The 14859-nt window shown below is 70.7% G+C and carries 15 protein-coding genes; 13 read left to right on the forward strand and 2 right to left on the reverse strand.

From position 1 onward, the window contains the following. Nucleotides 1-50 precede the first annotated feature (50 nt). From DEJ29_RS13530 to DEJ29_RS13555, 6 genes are all read left to right on the forward strand, one after another. A complete protein-coding gene (locus DEJ29_RS13530) occupies nucleotides 51-1349 on the forward strand; it encodes an ABC transporter substrate-binding protein (protein ID WP_111095955.1) in 1299 nt (432 codons plus the stop codon). A 12-nt stretch (nucleotides 1350-1361) separates the two neighbouring features. Next, nucleotides 1362-2318 carry a carbohydrate ABC transporter permease gene (locus DEJ29_RS13535; RefSeq protein WP_110865283.1) on the forward strand — a complete coding sequence of 319 codons (957 nt, stop codon included), beginning with the start codon at nucleotides 1362-1364 and terminating at the stop codon, nucleotides 2316-2318. After that, nucleotides 2318-3232 carry a carbohydrate ABC transporter permease gene (locus DEJ29_RS13540; RefSeq protein WP_071405176.1) on the forward strand — a complete coding sequence of 305 codons (915 nt, stop codon included), beginning with the start codon at nucleotides 2318-2320 and terminating at the stop codon, nucleotides 3230-3232. The genes DEJ29_RS13535 and DEJ29_RS13540 overlap by 1 nt, the downstream gene beginning before the upstream one ends. Before the next feature lie 77 nt (nucleotides 3233-3309). Further along, the gene (locus DEJ29_RS13545) at nucleotides 3310-4968 is read left to right on the forward strand and encodes a glycoside hydrolase family 13 protein (protein ID WP_111095974.1); all 1659 of its coding nucleotides are present in this window, start codon (nucleotides 3310-3312) and stop codon (nucleotides 4966-4968) included. A gap of 253 nt (nucleotides 4969-5221) precedes the next feature. Further along, complete coding sequence (locus DEJ29_RS13550; protein ID WP_111095954.1) at nucleotides 5222-6157, forward strand: ABC transporter ATP-binding protein; 936 nt, start codon at nucleotides 5222-5224, stop codon at nucleotides 6155-6157. Further along, entirely contained in the window at nucleotides 6154-7374 is a 1221-nt protein-coding gene (locus tag DEJ29_RS13555; RefSeq protein WP_111095953.1) for an ABC transporter permease, read from the forward strand. The genes DEJ29_RS13550 and DEJ29_RS13555 overlap by 4 nt, the downstream gene beginning before the upstream one ends. A 25-nt stretch (nucleotides 7375-7399) precedes the next feature. Here the strand turns inward: DEJ29_RS13555 and DEJ29_RS13560 are convergent, their stop codons facing one another. Both DEJ29_RS13560 and pnuC read right to left on the reverse strand, forming a co-directional pair. Then, nucleotides 7400-8032 carry a hypothetical protein gene (locus tag DEJ29_RS13560; RefSeq protein ID WP_071404264.1) on the reverse strand — a complete coding sequence of 211 codons (633 nt, stop codon included), beginning with the start codon at nucleotides 8030-8032 and terminating at the stop codon, nucleotides 7400-7402. Between the two features lie 90 nt (nucleotides 8033-8122). Beyond that, entirely contained in the window at nucleotides 8123-8788 is a 666-nt protein-coding gene (gene pnuC / locus DEJ29_RS13565) for a nicotinamide riboside transporter PnuC (protein ID WP_071404263.1), read from the reverse strand. 393 nt (nucleotides 8789-9181) lie between these two features. On the opposite strand from pnuC, the gene DEJ29_RS13570 reads away from it, so the two are divergent. From DEJ29_RS13570 to DEJ29_RS13600, 7 genes are all read left to right on the forward strand, one after another. After that, a complete protein-coding gene (locus DEJ29_RS13570; RefSeq protein ID WP_071404262.1) occupies nucleotides 9182-9736 on the forward strand; it encodes an alternate-type signal peptide domain-containing protein in 555 nt (184 codons plus the stop codon). Nucleotides 9737-9781: 45 nt separating this feature from the next. Further along, complete coding sequence (locus DEJ29_RS13575; protein WP_111095952.1) at nucleotides 9782-10360, forward strand: TasA family protein; 579 nt, start codon at nucleotides 9782-9784, stop codon at nucleotides 10358-10360. Then, nucleotides 10357-11253, forward strand: a complete 897-nt coding sequence (locus DEJ29_RS13580; protein WP_111095951.1) for a hypothetical protein — start codon at nucleotides 10357-10359, stop codon at nucleotides 11251-11253. The genes DEJ29_RS13575 and DEJ29_RS13580 overlap by 4 nt, the downstream gene beginning before the upstream one ends. Further along, nucleotides 11250-12038 carry a signal peptidase I gene (locus DEJ29_RS13585; RefSeq protein ID WP_258376027.1) on the forward strand — a complete coding sequence of 263 codons (789 nt, stop codon included), beginning with the start codon at nucleotides 11250-11252 and terminating at the stop codon, nucleotides 12036-12038. The genes DEJ29_RS13580 and DEJ29_RS13585 overlap by 4 nt, the downstream gene beginning before the upstream one ends. Beyond that, nucleotides 12004-12435: a hypothetical protein gene (locus DEJ29_RS13590; protein WP_111095949.1), complete on the forward strand. Its 432-nt coding sequence runs from the start codon at nucleotides 12004-12006 to the stop codon at nucleotides 12433-12435. The genes DEJ29_RS13585 and DEJ29_RS13590 overlap by 35 nt, the downstream gene beginning before the upstream one ends. A 610-nt stretch (nucleotides 12436-13045) precedes the next feature. After that, nucleotides 13046-14365, forward strand: coding sequence for a GNAT family N-acetyltransferase (locus DEJ29_RS13595; protein ID WP_111095902.1), 1320 nt, complete (start codon nucleotides 13046-13048; stop codon nucleotides 14363-14365). Continuing rightward, nucleotides 14365-14832 (forward strand): DUF2087 domain-containing protein, encoded by a 468-nt coding sequence (locus DEJ29_RS13600; protein ID WP_111095901.1) that lies wholly within the window; start codon nucleotides 14365-14367, stop codon nucleotides 14830-14832. The genes DEJ29_RS13595 and DEJ29_RS13600 overlap by 1 nt, the downstream gene beginning before the upstream one ends. Nucleotides 14833-14859 lie beyond the last annotated feature (27 nt).

The raw sequence follows: 14859 nt of genomic DNA on the forward strand, positions 1-14859 counted from the left end.
CTCGCGGGACGGAACGGCAGGGACGCCGGGTCCGGACGGACGGAGACGACGTGCAAGCACACGCCACCGCCAGGAGCGCAGCATCGGTCAGCCGACGCGGGTTCCTGCTGGGAGCGGGCGGCATCGGGGCGGGCCTCGCGCTCGCCGGATGCGCCCCGATCGGGTCCTCGAGCGCCAAGCCGGAGACCATCACGTTCTACGTGTCGAAGCCCGAGGTCATCGGCTACTTCGACGACGTCATCGCGCAGTTCCACCAGAGCCAGTCGAAGGTCCGGGTCGTGCGCGACTCGACCTCGAGCATGTCCGCGAACTTCGTGCGGAACCGGCCGCCGGACCTCGGCTGCTGGAACTACAACTTCTCGGTCGTGCCGTTCGTCGAGCACGGCGCGCTGACCGACCTGTCCGACCTGCCGCAGGCCGACACCATCAACCCCGACCTGTGGCCACTCATGGAGCAGACCGCCGACTACCCCGGCCGGAAGAGCGCCCTGCCGTACTCGGTGACGGCGGCGTCGGTGATCTACAACAAGGCGCTCTTCGCGCAGCAGGGGCTCGAGGTCCCGACGACGTGGAGCGAGTTCGCCGACGTGTGCGAGCGCCTGACCACGGCCGGCATCGCGCCGATCTACGGCACGTTCAAGGACAACTGGACGATCGCCCAGGGCATGTTCGACTACTCGATCGGCGGGATGATCGACACCCCGGCGACCTTCGAGGCACTCCGGCGCGAGGGCACGAACGTCGGAAAAGGGTCCGCGGTCTCGTTCGAGCGCGACCTGCGGAAGCCGATGGAGCGCATGGTGCAGCTCCGCGCCTGGCACCAGGACGGCGCCGCGAGCCGCGGGTACGGCGACGGCAACCTCGCCTTCGCCCAGGGCAAGGCGGGCATGTACCTGCAGGGGCCGTGGGCCCTCGGCGAGATCGCCAAGACCACGAAGGACATGGACCTCGGCACCTTCCCGCTCCCCGTCACCGACGACCCGGCCGACCGCAAGGTCCGAGTGAACGTCGACCTGGCGCTCTGGATCCCGGAGGCGTCGCGCAAGCAGGAGGCTGCCCGCGAGTTCCTGTCGTTCCTGATGACCAAGCAGGTCAACGACAAGTACAACGCGGACAACAACGGCTTCGGGGTGCGCAAGGACGCTCCCCCGGCGTCGAACCCCGCCCTCCGTGGCATGCAGTCGTACTACGACGACGCAGCCTTCTACCTCGGCGCCTCGCAGCTCATCCCCGCCGAGATCCCGGTCGCGAACTACGCGCAGTCGATCGCCTTCGGCGGCGACCCGCAGCGCCAGCTCCGCACCCTCGACGCCGACTGGGCGCGTCTCGCGCTCCGCACGGCCGCGTAAGGAGACGTCCGAATGGCAACCACGACCACCGAATCCATCACGACGGCGGACCGCCGCCGCCGTGGCGGGGCCGCACCGGGCCTCCAGGCCGGACGACGGGACGGACGACGCAAGCCCCGCGTCGACCCGCTCTTCCTGGCGTTCCTGCTGCCCACCCTGGTGCTCTTCACGCTCGCCATCACGCTGCCGGCGGTGATGGGCATCGTGCTGAGCTTCACGAACTCCGTCGGCTTCGGCGAGTTCCGGTTCACCGGGCTCACCAACTACATCGCGGTGTTCTCCGACCCCGCGATCCTGCAGGCGTACCTGTTCACGCTCGGGTTCTCGCTCGTCACCGTGATCGTCGTGAACGCGATCGCGTTCCTGCTGGCCATCGCACTGACGTCGAAGATCCGCGGCAAGATCGCCCTGCGTGCGGTGTTCGTGCTGCCGATGGTGATCTCGGGCATCGTCATCGCCTACGTGTTCTCGTTCCTGTTCGCGAACAGCCTGCCGGCCTTCGCCACCGCGATCGGCTTCGGGCCGCTCGAGCAGAGCATCCTGGCGAACCCCGACCTGGCCTGGCTGGCGATCGTGGTCGTCACCGCCTGGCAGGCGATCCCGTCGACGCTCCTCATCTACATCGCCGGCGTCCTCTCGATCCCCGGCGAGGTGTACGAGGCGGCGGCCCTCGACGGTGCCAGCGCGTGGCGGCAGCTCGTCTCGATCACCGCGCCGCTGACGGCGGGCTACATCCTGATCAACCTGGTCATCGGGTTCAAGAACTTCCTGAACTCGTACGACATCATCGTCGGCCTGACCGACGGCGGCCCCGGCACCTCGACCACCAGTGTCGCGATGTCGATCTTCAAGGGCTTCAACGGCGGCGACTACGCCTACCAGATGGCGAACGCCACGATCTTCTTCGTCATCGCGGTCGTCATCGCCGTGATCCAGCTGCGGGCGACCCGCGGGAAGGCAGCGCTCTGATGTCCCTGCAAGCACCCCTGCGACCGGGGACCACCGCGACCGGCAGCATCCGTTCCGTCGACGCCGACCGGTCCTCCGGCTCGGGCAAGGCCGGTCGCGGCCGTTCCAACTGGCCCGTCACCGTCGTCCTCGTGCTGTGTGCGCTGTCGGTGCTCGTGCCGCTGTACGTCACCCTGACGATGGCGTTCAAGACCACCGGCCAGGCCGTGGACGGCAACGCGTTCTCGCTGCCGGCACCGTTCAGCGTCGACGGCTTCGTGCAGGCGTGGCAGCTGACCGACTTCCCGCGGGCGTTCGGGGTCTCGGTGTTCGTCGCCGCGATCACCGTCGTCGGCACGATCCTGCTCGCCTCGTTCACGGCCTACGCGATCGCCCGGAACTGGGACCGACGACTGTTCCGCTGGTCGTTCTTCTACCTGCTCGCGGCGATGTTCCTGCCGTTCCCGGTGCTCGCACTGTCGCAGGTGAAGCTCACCGGACTCGCGCACCTGGACAACCCGCTCGGCGTCGCGATCCTGCACGTCATGTTCCAGCTGTCCTTCAGCGTGCTGCTCTTCACGGCCTTCCTGCGGTCGATCCCGGCGGAGCTGGAGGAGAGTGCACGCATCGACGGTGCGAGCACGGGGCAGGTGTTCTGGCGACTCGTGTTCCCGCTGCTGGCACCGATGAGCGCCACCGTCGGCATCTTCGCGTTCCTCGCGTCCTGGAACGACTTCGTGATGCCGTCGCTGATCACCTCCGACCCGGCGCTGCAGACCCTGCCGGTGCTGCAGCAGATGTTCCAGACCCAGTTCAGCAACAACTACAACGTGTCGTTCGCCTCGTACCTGATGGCGATGGCCCCGGCGATCATCGTCTACCTCGTCACCCAGCGGTGGGTGATGGCCGGCGTGACGCAGGGCGCCATCAAGTGACCGACACCGACACCCGGGTCCCGACCGCCAGCGTGACCCCGACCGACACGAACACCACGAACCACGAAAGGCCCGACGTGACCGACACCCTCGCCCAGCCCGCCACCACCACGAACGACGAGACCTGGTGGCGCCAGGCCAGCGTCTACCAGATCTACCCCCGCTCGTTCGCCGACGCGAACGGCGACGGCCTCGGCGACCTGCCCGGCATCACCGAGCGGGTGCCGTACCTGGCCTCGCTCGGCATCGAGGCCGTCTGGCTCAGCCCGTTCTACCCGTCCGCCCTGGCCGACGGCGGCTACGACGTCGACGACTACCGTGACGTCGACCCGCGCCTCGGCACCCTCGACGACTTCGACCGCATGGTCGAGGCACTGCACGCCGCCGGTATCCGCGTGATCGTCGACGTCGTCCCGAACCACACGAGCGACCGGCACGCGTGGTTCCGCGAGGCGCTCGCAGCGCCCAAGGGCTCCCCCGCCCGCGACCGCTACGTGTTCCGCGACGGCAAGGGGCCGTCCGGCGAGGAAGCCCCCGCCGACTGGATCTCGATCTTCGGCGGCCCGGCCTGGACCGCCGTCGGCGACGGCCAGTGGTACCTGCACAGCTTCGCGAAGGAGCAGCCCGACCTGAACTGGGCGAACCGCGAGGTCCGCGACGACTTCCTGCACACCCTGCGCTTCTGGTCCGACCGCGGTGTCGACGGCTTCCGCATCGACGTGGCCCACGGCCTCGCGAAGGACCTGGGCGAGACCCTGCCCACCTGGGCCGAGCTCGCCGAGATGCCGAAGGACGGCACGCACCCGCTCTGGGACCGTGACGACGTGCACGAGATCTACGCCGAGTGGCGGACGGTCTTCAACGAGTACACGCCGGCCCGCACCGCGGTCGCCGAGGCCTGGGTCCCCGCACACCGCCGCGCCCGCTACGCCAGCGCCGAGGGGCTCGGTCAGGCGTTCAACTTCGACCTGCTCGAGGCCGACTTCGACGCCGGCCAGTTCCGAACGATCATCGAGTTCAACCTCGGCCTCGCCGAGCAGTCCGGCTCGTCGACCACGTGGGTGTTCTCGAACCACGACGTCGTCCGGCACGCCACCCGCTACGCCCTGCCGCCCCGCGCCGGCGGCACCGACAAGCAGGGCAGCGCCTGGCTGCTCGCCGGTGGCTCGCAGGACGCACTCGACCGGTCGCTCGGCCTCCGTCGCGCACAGGCCGCCACGCTGCTCGAGCTCGCCCTGCCCGGCTCCGCCTACCTGTACCAGGGCGAGGAGCTCGGCCTGCACGAGGTCGGCGACATCCCGGACGCCGACCGCCAGGACCCGGCGTTCTTCCGCAACCCGGGCGTCGACGTCGGTCGTGACGGCTGCCGCGTGCCGATCCCGTGGACGCGCACCGGCTCGTCGTTCGGCTTCGGTTCGGACGGCTCGCACCTGCCGCAGCCGGCGTGGTTCGCCGACTCCAGCGTCGAGGCCGAGGACACCGACCCCGACTCCACGCTCAACCTGTACCGGAAGGCGCTCGGCCTGCGTGGCCAGCTGCAGTCCGAGGAACAGCTCGAGTGGATCGAGACCGGCCGCGACGACGTGCTCGCGTTCCGTCGGCCGAACGGTTGGACGAGCGTGACGGTCTTCGGCGACGAGCCCTTCGCGCTGCCGGCCGGCGAGCTGCTGCTCGCCTCGGCCCCGGTGGTCGACGGCGCCCTGTCGGGCGTCGGGACGGCCTGGTTGCGTTCCTGACGCGACCCGCGCCCTGGGCGCGACCGGATGACGGACGGGAGGCGCGGTGCCAGCTGGCACCGCGCCTCCCGTCCGTCGTCTGCCCGCGTCTGCCCGCGTCTGCCCGCGTCTGCCCGCGGAACCGGGCGTACCCGGCGGAAGCGGGCGTACCTGCCGGAAGCGGGCGTACCGGGTCGAGAGTTCCGACCAGGTACGCCCGTTCTCGCATCCCATCGCGGCCGTTCTGGGAAGGAAGTCCCGGTAGGGTCGCCGCATGAGCGGGGCGAGCATCAGCGTGCAGGACTTCGTGATGCGGTTCGGGGACCGCAACGTGGTCGACGGGCTGTCGTTCGACGTCGCCCCCGGCGAGACGTTCGGGCTGCTCGGCAGCAACGGCTCCGGCAAGACCACGACGATCCGGGCCCTGCTCGGCATCACCACCCCGACGGCGGGCACGCTGACGATCGACGGCCGCCCCTACCGGCCGGCCACCGGCGGCATCGGCTACCTGCCCGAGGAGCGCGGGCTGTACCGCAAGGAGTCCGTCATCGACGTGATGACCTACTTCGGGCGCCTGCGCGGACTCCGCGGTCCCGAGGCGACCGCGTGGAGCATGGACTACCTGGCCCGGGTGGGACTCGCCGACCGCGCGAAGCTGCGCGTCGACAAGCTGTCCGGCGGGCAGCAGCAGAAGGTGCAGCTCGGCATCACGATCATGGACCAGCCCCGGCTGCTCATCCTCGACGAACCGACCAAGGGCCTCGACCCGGTGAACCGGCGGCTCCTGCTCGACCTGGTCGACGAACGGAAGGCCGACGGCGCGACCGTGGTCCTCGTGACGCACCACATGGACGAGGTCGAGCGGCTCTGCGACCGCATCCTCCTGCTCAAGGACGGCCGGGCCGCCGCGTACGGATCCGTGCCCGACGTGCAGGACGCCTTCGGTGGCGCCGTCGCCCGTGTGGGGCTCGACGGTCCCGTACCGAAGTCACCGCTGTACCGGCTCGCCCGCCACGAGGGGCACGTCGCCTACCTCGTCCCGACCCAGGCCGCCGCTCCGGACGGTGCGGACGTCCTGGCAGAACTGGTCGCGGCCGGGGTGCACGTCACCGCGTTCGAGATGCGCCGGATCCCGCTCGACGAGATCTTCGTGCAGGTCTACGGGCACGACGCCCTGGCTGCGGCGTCGACCGACGGGGCAGCGGCATGAGCAACCTCGGCACGGTCGTCCGGTTCGAGTTCGTCCGCGCGGTCAAGAAGCCCGCGTTCTGGATCGGCACCCTCGCGCTGCCGGTCGTCATCGTGGTCGTCTCGTTGCTCGTGGGCATCGGGCAGGCAGCCGGCACCAACTCCGTGGTGTCCGGGTCGTCCGCCACGAAGACCCCGTTCCACTACGTCGACGAGTCCGGCCTGGTGTCGGAGTCCGTGGCCGCGAAGTGGGGCGGGACCCCGTCCACCGACGCCGCCACCGACCGCGCCGCCGTCCGGTCCGGTGACCTCGACGCCTTCATCGCGTTCCCGTCGTCGCCGTCCACGACGGCCATCCGGGTCGACGCCGCCGACCGCGGGCTCTTCGCCAACGGCGTGTACTCGTCGCTGGCCGAGCGGGTGCTCGAGCAGAGCGTCGCCGCGTCCGTCGACGACCCCGAGACCGTGCAGCTGCTCCGCAGTCCACCCGCCACCGACGTCACCACCTACGCCGACGGACGGGTCGCACCGGGCTGGTTGTCGGTCGTACCGCCGTTCCTGTTCGTCGCGGCGTTCTTCGGGCTCGTCATCCTGCTCGCCGCCCGGATGGTCACCGTCGTGGTCGAGGAGAAGGAGAACCGGATCTCCGAGATGATCCTGACCACGGTGACCGCAGGCGACCTGATCCGCGGCAAGGTCATCGCGATGCTGCTCGTCGGCTTCGTGCAGGTCAGCGTGTTCGTCGTGCCCGGCCTGGTCGGGCTGCTCGTCGCCCTGCCGTTGGTGTCGTCGCAGCTCGGTGGGCTGACCGTCGACCCGTGGCGGATGGTCACCGGGGCGCTGCTGCTCGTCGGCGGGGTGCTGCTGGCGTCCGGGCTGTTCGTCGCCGTCGGAGCCGCCGTCCCGTCGATCAAGGACGCCTCGGCCCTGCAGTCGGCGGCGATCTTCGCGCTGATCATCCCCCTGTACGCGGCGTTCTTCGTGATGACGACGCCGACGTCGCCCGTCGCGCAGTTCTTCACGTACTTCCCGACCTTCACGCCGATCACCGCGATGGTGCGGAACGCCGTCGGTGCCCTGACCGTGACGGAGTCGGTGGTCTGCATCGTCGAGGTGTTCGTCGTCGCCGGGCTGCTGCTGTGGTTCGCGGAGTACCTGTTCCGGCACTCGGTCGCGCAGTACGGGTCGAAGGTGACCGTGCGGCAGATGCTGTCGTGGCGGCGGGGGCGGCGGGGCTGACCTCGTCGGTCGGTGCCGCACGACGTCAGACGCGGACGGGTGCCTCGTCGAGGTCCCACGACGGGACGGCGTGCCGCTTCCAGCCCTGGCGCAGGGTGTTCGCCGCGCGGTCGAACTCGACCAGGACGTCGATGTGCGGGCGGACCAGCATCTGGATCTGCAGCCCCTCGTAGACCGAGAGCAGCTGGGTCGCAGCCTGGTACGCGGGGATGCCGGCCTCTTCCGAGCCCTTGTCGAAGTCGCGCTGCAGCCCGACGGTCAACTGCTCGGCGTACTCCTCGAACCGCTTGCGGAACAGTTCGGCGAACCCTGACTCCGAGCTGGCCACGGTGATCAGCCCCGCGAGCACCCGGACGAGCCCGGGGTCGGCGACGTCCTCGGCCAGGGTCAGGCGGACGTGCTCGATCGTGCACGTCGGCGGGTTCTTCCGCCGGGTCCCCCGCAGCTGCGCCCACCGGTCGTAGGTGACCAGGAGCAGGGCGTGCCAGGTCGGGAACAGCCGCTCGACGGTCTCGAGCGGAATACCGGCCACCTCGGCGACGACCGCCGCGTCGACGGTGTCGAACGGGTGCAGCCGGTAGGCACGGATGGCCGCGCGCACCGTGCGCTCTGCGAGGGACTCGTCGTCCTCGACGCGTTCGCCGTGCAGGGGTTCCATCCGACCATTGCAGCGCATTCCGGGCCGTTTGTCTCGTCCCAGAGCGGGGGCCGTGCTCCGGGCCGCGTCAGCGCGTCGTGATCACGGCGGTCAGCCGACGGTGACGGGCGCCGCCGGCGGGCGGACCCGCTGGCGCATCCACACGAAGAATCCGGTCAGGGTGAAGACGCCGTAGAAGACGTACATCAACCCGGAGGCGTAGTACCCGGCGGAGAACAGCAGCGGCACGCCGACCAGGTCGACCGCCACCCAGATGAGCCAGAACTCGACCCACCCCTTCGCCATGCCGTACGTGGCGAGCAGCGATCCGACGAAGATCCACGCGTCGCTCCACACCGGCTCGTACGACCCGAGCGCGCGGAAGACGGGGGTCAGCAGGGCGGTGCCCCCGACCATGCCGACGACGAGCAGCAGACGGGTCCGCCAGGAGGCCCAGCGCGGGTCGATCACGGTCGTCGCGTCCTCGGGGCGGTGCGTCCACCGGTACCAGCCGTAGATGCTGACGATGATGAACATGACCTGGCGGCCGGCCTGCCCGAGCAGGTTGACGGGGTTCGGGGTGTCGAAGAGCGCCCCCATGAAGACGGTGAAGAGCAGGGCGTTGCCGACCAGTCCCACCGGCCATGCCCAGACCTTCCGGCGCATGCCACCGAGGGCGCTGAGCAGCCCGAAGACGTTGCCGATCACCTCGCGCCAGAGCACCGTCTGGTCGCCGATGACGATCTGCGCGTCGAACAACCAGCGCACGATGTCCATGGGCCCTCCTCGTTTCCGGACGGTGCAACGACGCGGTGCGTACCGGCATTCCTTCTGCGATTGCCCTGCGCACGCGGAGCGCGCACCCAGAAGTCGGGGTACAAACCATGTCCTCCCTAGCGGGGACAAAAATGACCCCTGTTCTGGGGTCCTGGTGAACGCTCGTTCTCGCTTGTCCGCACTTTGGGGGACAGCTAACGTCGTCACCAGAGCGAGTCCAGCCCGCCCGAGCCGCAGCACATGCGCTCCGAGGCCCGGCGACCGTTCTCGGCACCGGTCAGCCGCGACCCCCTCCAACCACTGGGTCGATGACAACCTCCCCACCGGACAAGACGCCCGAATGTCCCCGGTGGGCTTCAGCGTGCCCGGAGCACGCAGGAACGGATCCACCCCATGCACAAGATCGTCACCGGTGCCATCGCCGGCGCAGCAGGCGTCGCGCTCCTCCTCGGCGGTGCGGGCACGTTCGCCCTCTGGAACGCCAGCGCCTCGAGCGCCGCGTCCGCCGTGAGCGCCGGCACCCTGACGCTGAGCGCCAACAACGACGGCGCCTGGACCGACATCACGAACGGTCGTTCCACCGCGATCGACCCGACGAAGGCCCTGATGGTCCCGGGCAACACGTTCCAGTTCACCCAGACGCTGAACATCGGTGCGACCGGCCAGGACCTCAAGGCGAACCTGACCTACGCCAACCAGAGCATCACCGGCGACGCCGCGCTGCTCGCCGCCACGACGAAGACGCTGGCCGTCACGTCGACGAGCGCCTCGGTCGTGCAGTCCTCGTCGAACACGAACACCTTCGTGGTCTCGCCGTCCTCGTCCACGTCGACCGTCAAGGTCGTCTTCACGGTGACGCTCCCCGCATCGGCGACCACCGGTCAGGGCGGCTCGATCAACCTCAGCGCGCTGGCCTTCACGCTGACCCAGACCGCGATCGGTTCCTGATCCCCCGATCGCACCCCACCGACCACGACGACCAGGAGCACGCACATGACCGCCACATCGCGGACGACGGGACGCCACCGCGCAGCCCGACGGTACCGCTGGGTGTGGCCGGTCGCGATCGCCCTGGTCGTCGCGGTCGGAACGGCGCTCCTCGGCGCCGGCGGCACGTACGCCCTCTGGAACGGGACCGCCAGCACTGCAGCCACCACGGTGCGCTCCGCCACGGCGACCGTCACCGTCGGCAGCACCACGGCGATGAACACCGCGGTCCTCGGGCCGGGCACGAGTACCACCGGCACCTTCACGGTGCGGAACACCGGGTCGGTCCCCCTGTCCATGCGCGTCACGACGACGGCCTCGAAGTCGTCCGTCGCGGCGGCGACCGGTGAACTGACGCTCCGCCTCGCGATGGTGTCCTCGACCGCGAAGTGCGTGCCCGGGCTCACCGGCACGAGCGCGCGGCTCGCCACCTTCGACACCGGCACCGGGTCCTTCACCCTGCCGGCCGGGGTCAGCGGCATCGCCTGCCTCGAGATGGCCCTCGACGCCGACGCCCCGCAGACCGTCGCCGGCGCCACCACCGACTTCACCCTCACCGTCACCGGAACGCAGGTCTCCGCATGAACCGCCGCCTCCGGCTCCTCGTCGCCGTGCTCCTCACCGCCGTGTTCGTCGGTGGCACCTCGAGCGCCGCGTGGGCACTGTGGAGCGCGTCGGGCACCACCGCGGCGAGCACCACGGTCGGCACGGTCGCGGCGTCCATCAGCGGCACGAGCGCCCTCACCACGGCGTTCTCGTCGAGCGTCACCTCGACGACGAAGCCGATCACCCTGACCGACTCGGGCACTCTCGCCGGCACCGCCACCACCACGGTCTCCGTCGTGTCCGGCAGCTCGACCGCGCTCGCCAAGGCCGTCACCGTCGTCGCCTGGCCGGTCGCCTCGACCGCGGGCTGCACCACGAGCACGGCCGTCGGCACCGGGTCCGTCACCGGCACCTGGGCGTCGCTGCCGAGCATGAGCGCGAAGCTGGCCGCCGGCGCCTCCGCCGTCTGGTGCACCCGCAGCACCCTGCAGTCGTCGGCTCCGGCCGGCTCGACCGCCAAGGTGAACGTCAACCTCACCGTCACGAGCGGCACCTGGACCTCGGGCATCGTCGCCGGCGGCTTCACCCTGTCCACCCCGGCAGCGACCGTCGACACCACGCCCTCGCTGGTCTGCACGGACCACGGCGGTTGGTACGTCGAGATCCGGTGGGACGCCGCGAACCGGCCGATGGACACCTGGTACGGCGCGTTCGTCGGCTCGACCCCGGTCGGGCAGAAGGCGCAGGACTACTCCGCGTTCATCACGATCGCCCCGCCGGATGTCCCCGCGAGCGCCGGCACCGCTGGCACGTTGACCGTCACCGTCAAGGTGCTCGACAGCGCCGGCAACCCCACGAGCACCGTCGCGGGCACCGGCAAGGTCACGCTCTTCACGCAGGACAACGGGGCGGCGATCCGATGCGGCGCATGAGCACCCCCACCCCGCGCTCCGGCTGGCGCGCCGTCCTCCACGCCGTCGTGCTCGGTCTCAGTACCGGACTCCTGCTGCTCGTCGCGGCCCTGGCGGTCGTGCTGATCGTCGTGCCGAAGGCCACCGGCTCGATGCCACTCACCGTCCTGACGCAGTCGATGGAGCCGACACTGCCGCCGGGGACCCTGCTCGTGGTCCGTCCGACCCCGATCGACGACATCCGGGTCGGCGACGTCGTGACCTACCAGATCGTGTCCGGCCAGCCCGCGGTCGTCAGCCACCGCGTGGTCTCGGTGTCGTCGTCGTCCGACGGCGAGCGGACCTTCGTGCTCAAGGGCGACAACAACGCTGCGGCCGACCCGGCACCGGTCACCGCCGTGCAGATCCGCGGCGTGGTCTGGTACTCCGTGCCGGAGATCGGCATCGTCAACCAGGTCGTCAACGGGTCGCGGAGCTGGCTCATCCCCGCGGTCGCCGGCGTGCTCCTGACGTACGGGGCAGTGATGATGACCGCGGGCTTCGTGAGTGCCGCACGTCGTCGCCGCGCCGGCACCAGCCGCGCCGGCACCAGCCACGGACGCCGCAGCGCAGCGCACCACGTCGAGCGGACCACCACCGAGACGACGACCACCACCCGGTCTAGGCTCGGTGGACGTGACGGACGGAGTGCAGCGGGCGCGGGAGCTCCTCGACGCAGCGGCCCGACGGCTCCGCGCCGCGGACGTCCCGGACGAAGCACTCGGCGAGTACGTGCAGCCGAAGGCCGTCCTCGGGATCCGTCGTGACCCGACGATGCGACCCCTCGGCCGGGTGTGGCGGGTCGGAGCACTCCTGATCGGGTCGTCCCCCGAGACCGCCGGCCGTGTCTGGGCCACCGGGTCGATCACCCGTGTCACCGAACCCGGTCGGTCGCAGTACCAGTCGGTCTCCGCCGAGGTCCGTCGCGCCTACCGCGCCGCCGCCGCGAAGGGACACTTCAGCGGGGGTGACACGGTGAACCACGGCGCCGTCCCGATCCCCGTCGACGACTCCCTGGTCGGCGCCGAGGGCGTGCTCGTCGTCATCGACGACGTGCCGTCGGTCCGGTGGTCCCCGACCGCCGGCGCCGCGGTCCCCCTCGCCGACTACCTGGACGACCGCGTCGGGCTGCTCGTCGATCCCCCGCGGGGCGCGACCGACTGACGCGGCCCGCGGCCACGGAATCGCACGGTGCGGGGTTCGTCGTGCGGTGCCGGGTCACCCCACCCGTGCGAACTTGCCCGCCCCGTGCCCCGCCACGACCGCGCACCCAGCCACCTCCGCCGCCCGGACCCACGAACCACGCACCGTGCGGCTCCGGGTGAGCCCCGAGTACGCGACCACGGAGCCGCACCGTGCCGGGTTCGTCGTGCGGTGCCGGTTCCTCGCGCATGCGCACGGTGCAGCGGCGGCAACTCCGTGCGCGTTCCCGCTCCCGGTGCGAGCTCGTGCCCAGAGCCACACAACCGCACCGTGCCGGATCTCCTGACCCGTGCGAACTTGCCCGCCCCGTGCCCCGCCACGACCCCGCACCGAACCACCTCCGCCGCCCCCACTGACGAACCCAGCACCGTGCGGCCCGCCACCCGGAATCCCGCACCGTGCGGCCCGCCACCCGACGTCCCGCACCGTGCGTCCGCGGCACCCGAACCCGGCACCCGAACCGGCCACCCGCACCCCGCAGCCCGTCCGCCGAACGCGATCCGGGCCTCCAGTTCGACCGGACCGAACACGCGCCTGTCGTGACGTCACCCGGTCCCGATAGTGTCGGAACGTGAGCAACGAGGCATTCGACGACCGCTACGAGCTGCGCGAGTTCGCGCCCGGGACGGACGACAAGGGGGCACCGAACGCCGAGACGGCAGCGTGGATGCAGGCCGTCGGGATGGGCTTCCACGAAGCCGATCCCGACGCCGAGGGCGCAGCCCGCATGGCGTCGCACTTCATCGCCGACGAAGAGACGTTCCTCGGGGTCTACGTGCGCGAGCCGTTCCCGGGGTCCGTCGACGAGACGTGGCCGGCCGGCACCTTCACGTGGTTCCGCAAGGCGCTGAGCTGGGGTGACGGCTCCTCCGTCGACACCCAGGCGATCTCCGCGGTCACCGTCCGCCCGACCGAGCGTCGCCGCGGCATCCTGCGCCGGATGATGACGCACGCGCTCGAGCGCGGGGTCGCCGAGGGCTACGCCGTCGCGTCGCTGACCGCGTCCGAGGGCACCATCTACCGCCGCTTCGGCTTCGGCTGCGCCATCCGCGAGCGTGCCGTGCACGTCCGCCGCGAGCGCGCGCTCCCCCTGCTCGCCCCGACCTCCGGCACGGTGTCGGTCGTGACGCCGCAGTGGCTCGCCGACGGCCCGGGCAAGGCGGTCTTCGACCGGTTCCACGTCCGCACCCCGGGCTCGATGGTCCGCAACACCGGCACCTGGCCGATCGCGTTCGGCCTGCTCGGCCACGACGGGCAGAAGGCGAAGGACGTCCGCGCGGCGGTGCACCGTCCCGACGGCTCCGACGAGATCGACGGCTACGTCACCTGGCGCGTCAAGGAGGACCGCGGTTCCGACACCGCACTCGAGATCGTCGACCTGGTGTACGCGGACGACCAGGCCTACACCGCCCTGTGGGAGTTCCTGCTCTCGGTCGACCTCAACGACGTCGTGAAGTACAACCGCTCCCGCCTCGACGACCCCATCGTCGCGGCGCTCGGCGACAACCGCGCGTACGACGTCGACCACGAAGAGGACCACGTCTGGCTGCGCGTGCTCGACGTGCCCGCGGTGCTGGCCTCGCGGTCGTTCGCCGTCGACGGGTCGCTGACACTCGGGGTCACCGACGCGCTCAGCTTCACCGCCGGCACGTACCGCCTCGACGTCCAGGAGGCCCGTGGCACCGTCACGCGCATCGCCGACGACGTCGACGTGGCCGGGTCTGACGTCCAGCTCGACGTCGCGGAGCTCGGTGCGCTGCTGATCGGCTCGGTCTCCCCCGTCACGTTGGCCGCCGCGGGGCTCGTCCGCGCTGCGGACCCGGCGTCGGTGGAGCTGCTCCGCGCGATGCTGCTGCCGCCGCGGACGCCGCACGGCATCACGTACTTCTGATGGACGTCGCCCGCGTGGTGCGGCGCGCGCGTCAGGTCGTCTCCGTCCTGGCGTCCCCCACCCTGCGAGCAGCGGTGCTCGGCGGGAGCCCCGTCGATGACCGCACCCGGGCAGCGATCGACTCGTTCGACTGGCTCACCGACGACGGTCCCGACGCGTCGGTGCTCGGTCGGACGTCACGCGAACTCCAACGGCTGCAGTCGCCGGCAGCAGTGCTCGAGTTCGACCGGATCGAGCGGATGCCGTTGAAGGACGTCGAACGACATGCGCTGTCCGTCCGGATCGTGGAGCTGGTGTTCGAGCGACTCGGACAGGAGCGAGCCGTGCCGGAGGCCGTCCTGAACGCGGCCATCGGCATGTTCGCGACCGATGTCTCCGTCGTGCGCCGGGATGCCGTGGACCTCCGCGTCCTGACGCGCACCGACGACGGTTCGGTCTACCGGTTGAGGGTCGACCGCCCGGCCTGAAGCTGCTGGCCCGTTCCGTCTCGTGCG

Source organism: Curtobacterium sp. MCPF17_021 (assembly GCF_003234605.2).
Classification (GTDB): domain Bacteria; phylum Actinomycetota; class Actinomycetes; order Actinomycetales; family Microbacteriaceae; genus Curtobacterium; species Curtobacterium flaccumfaciens.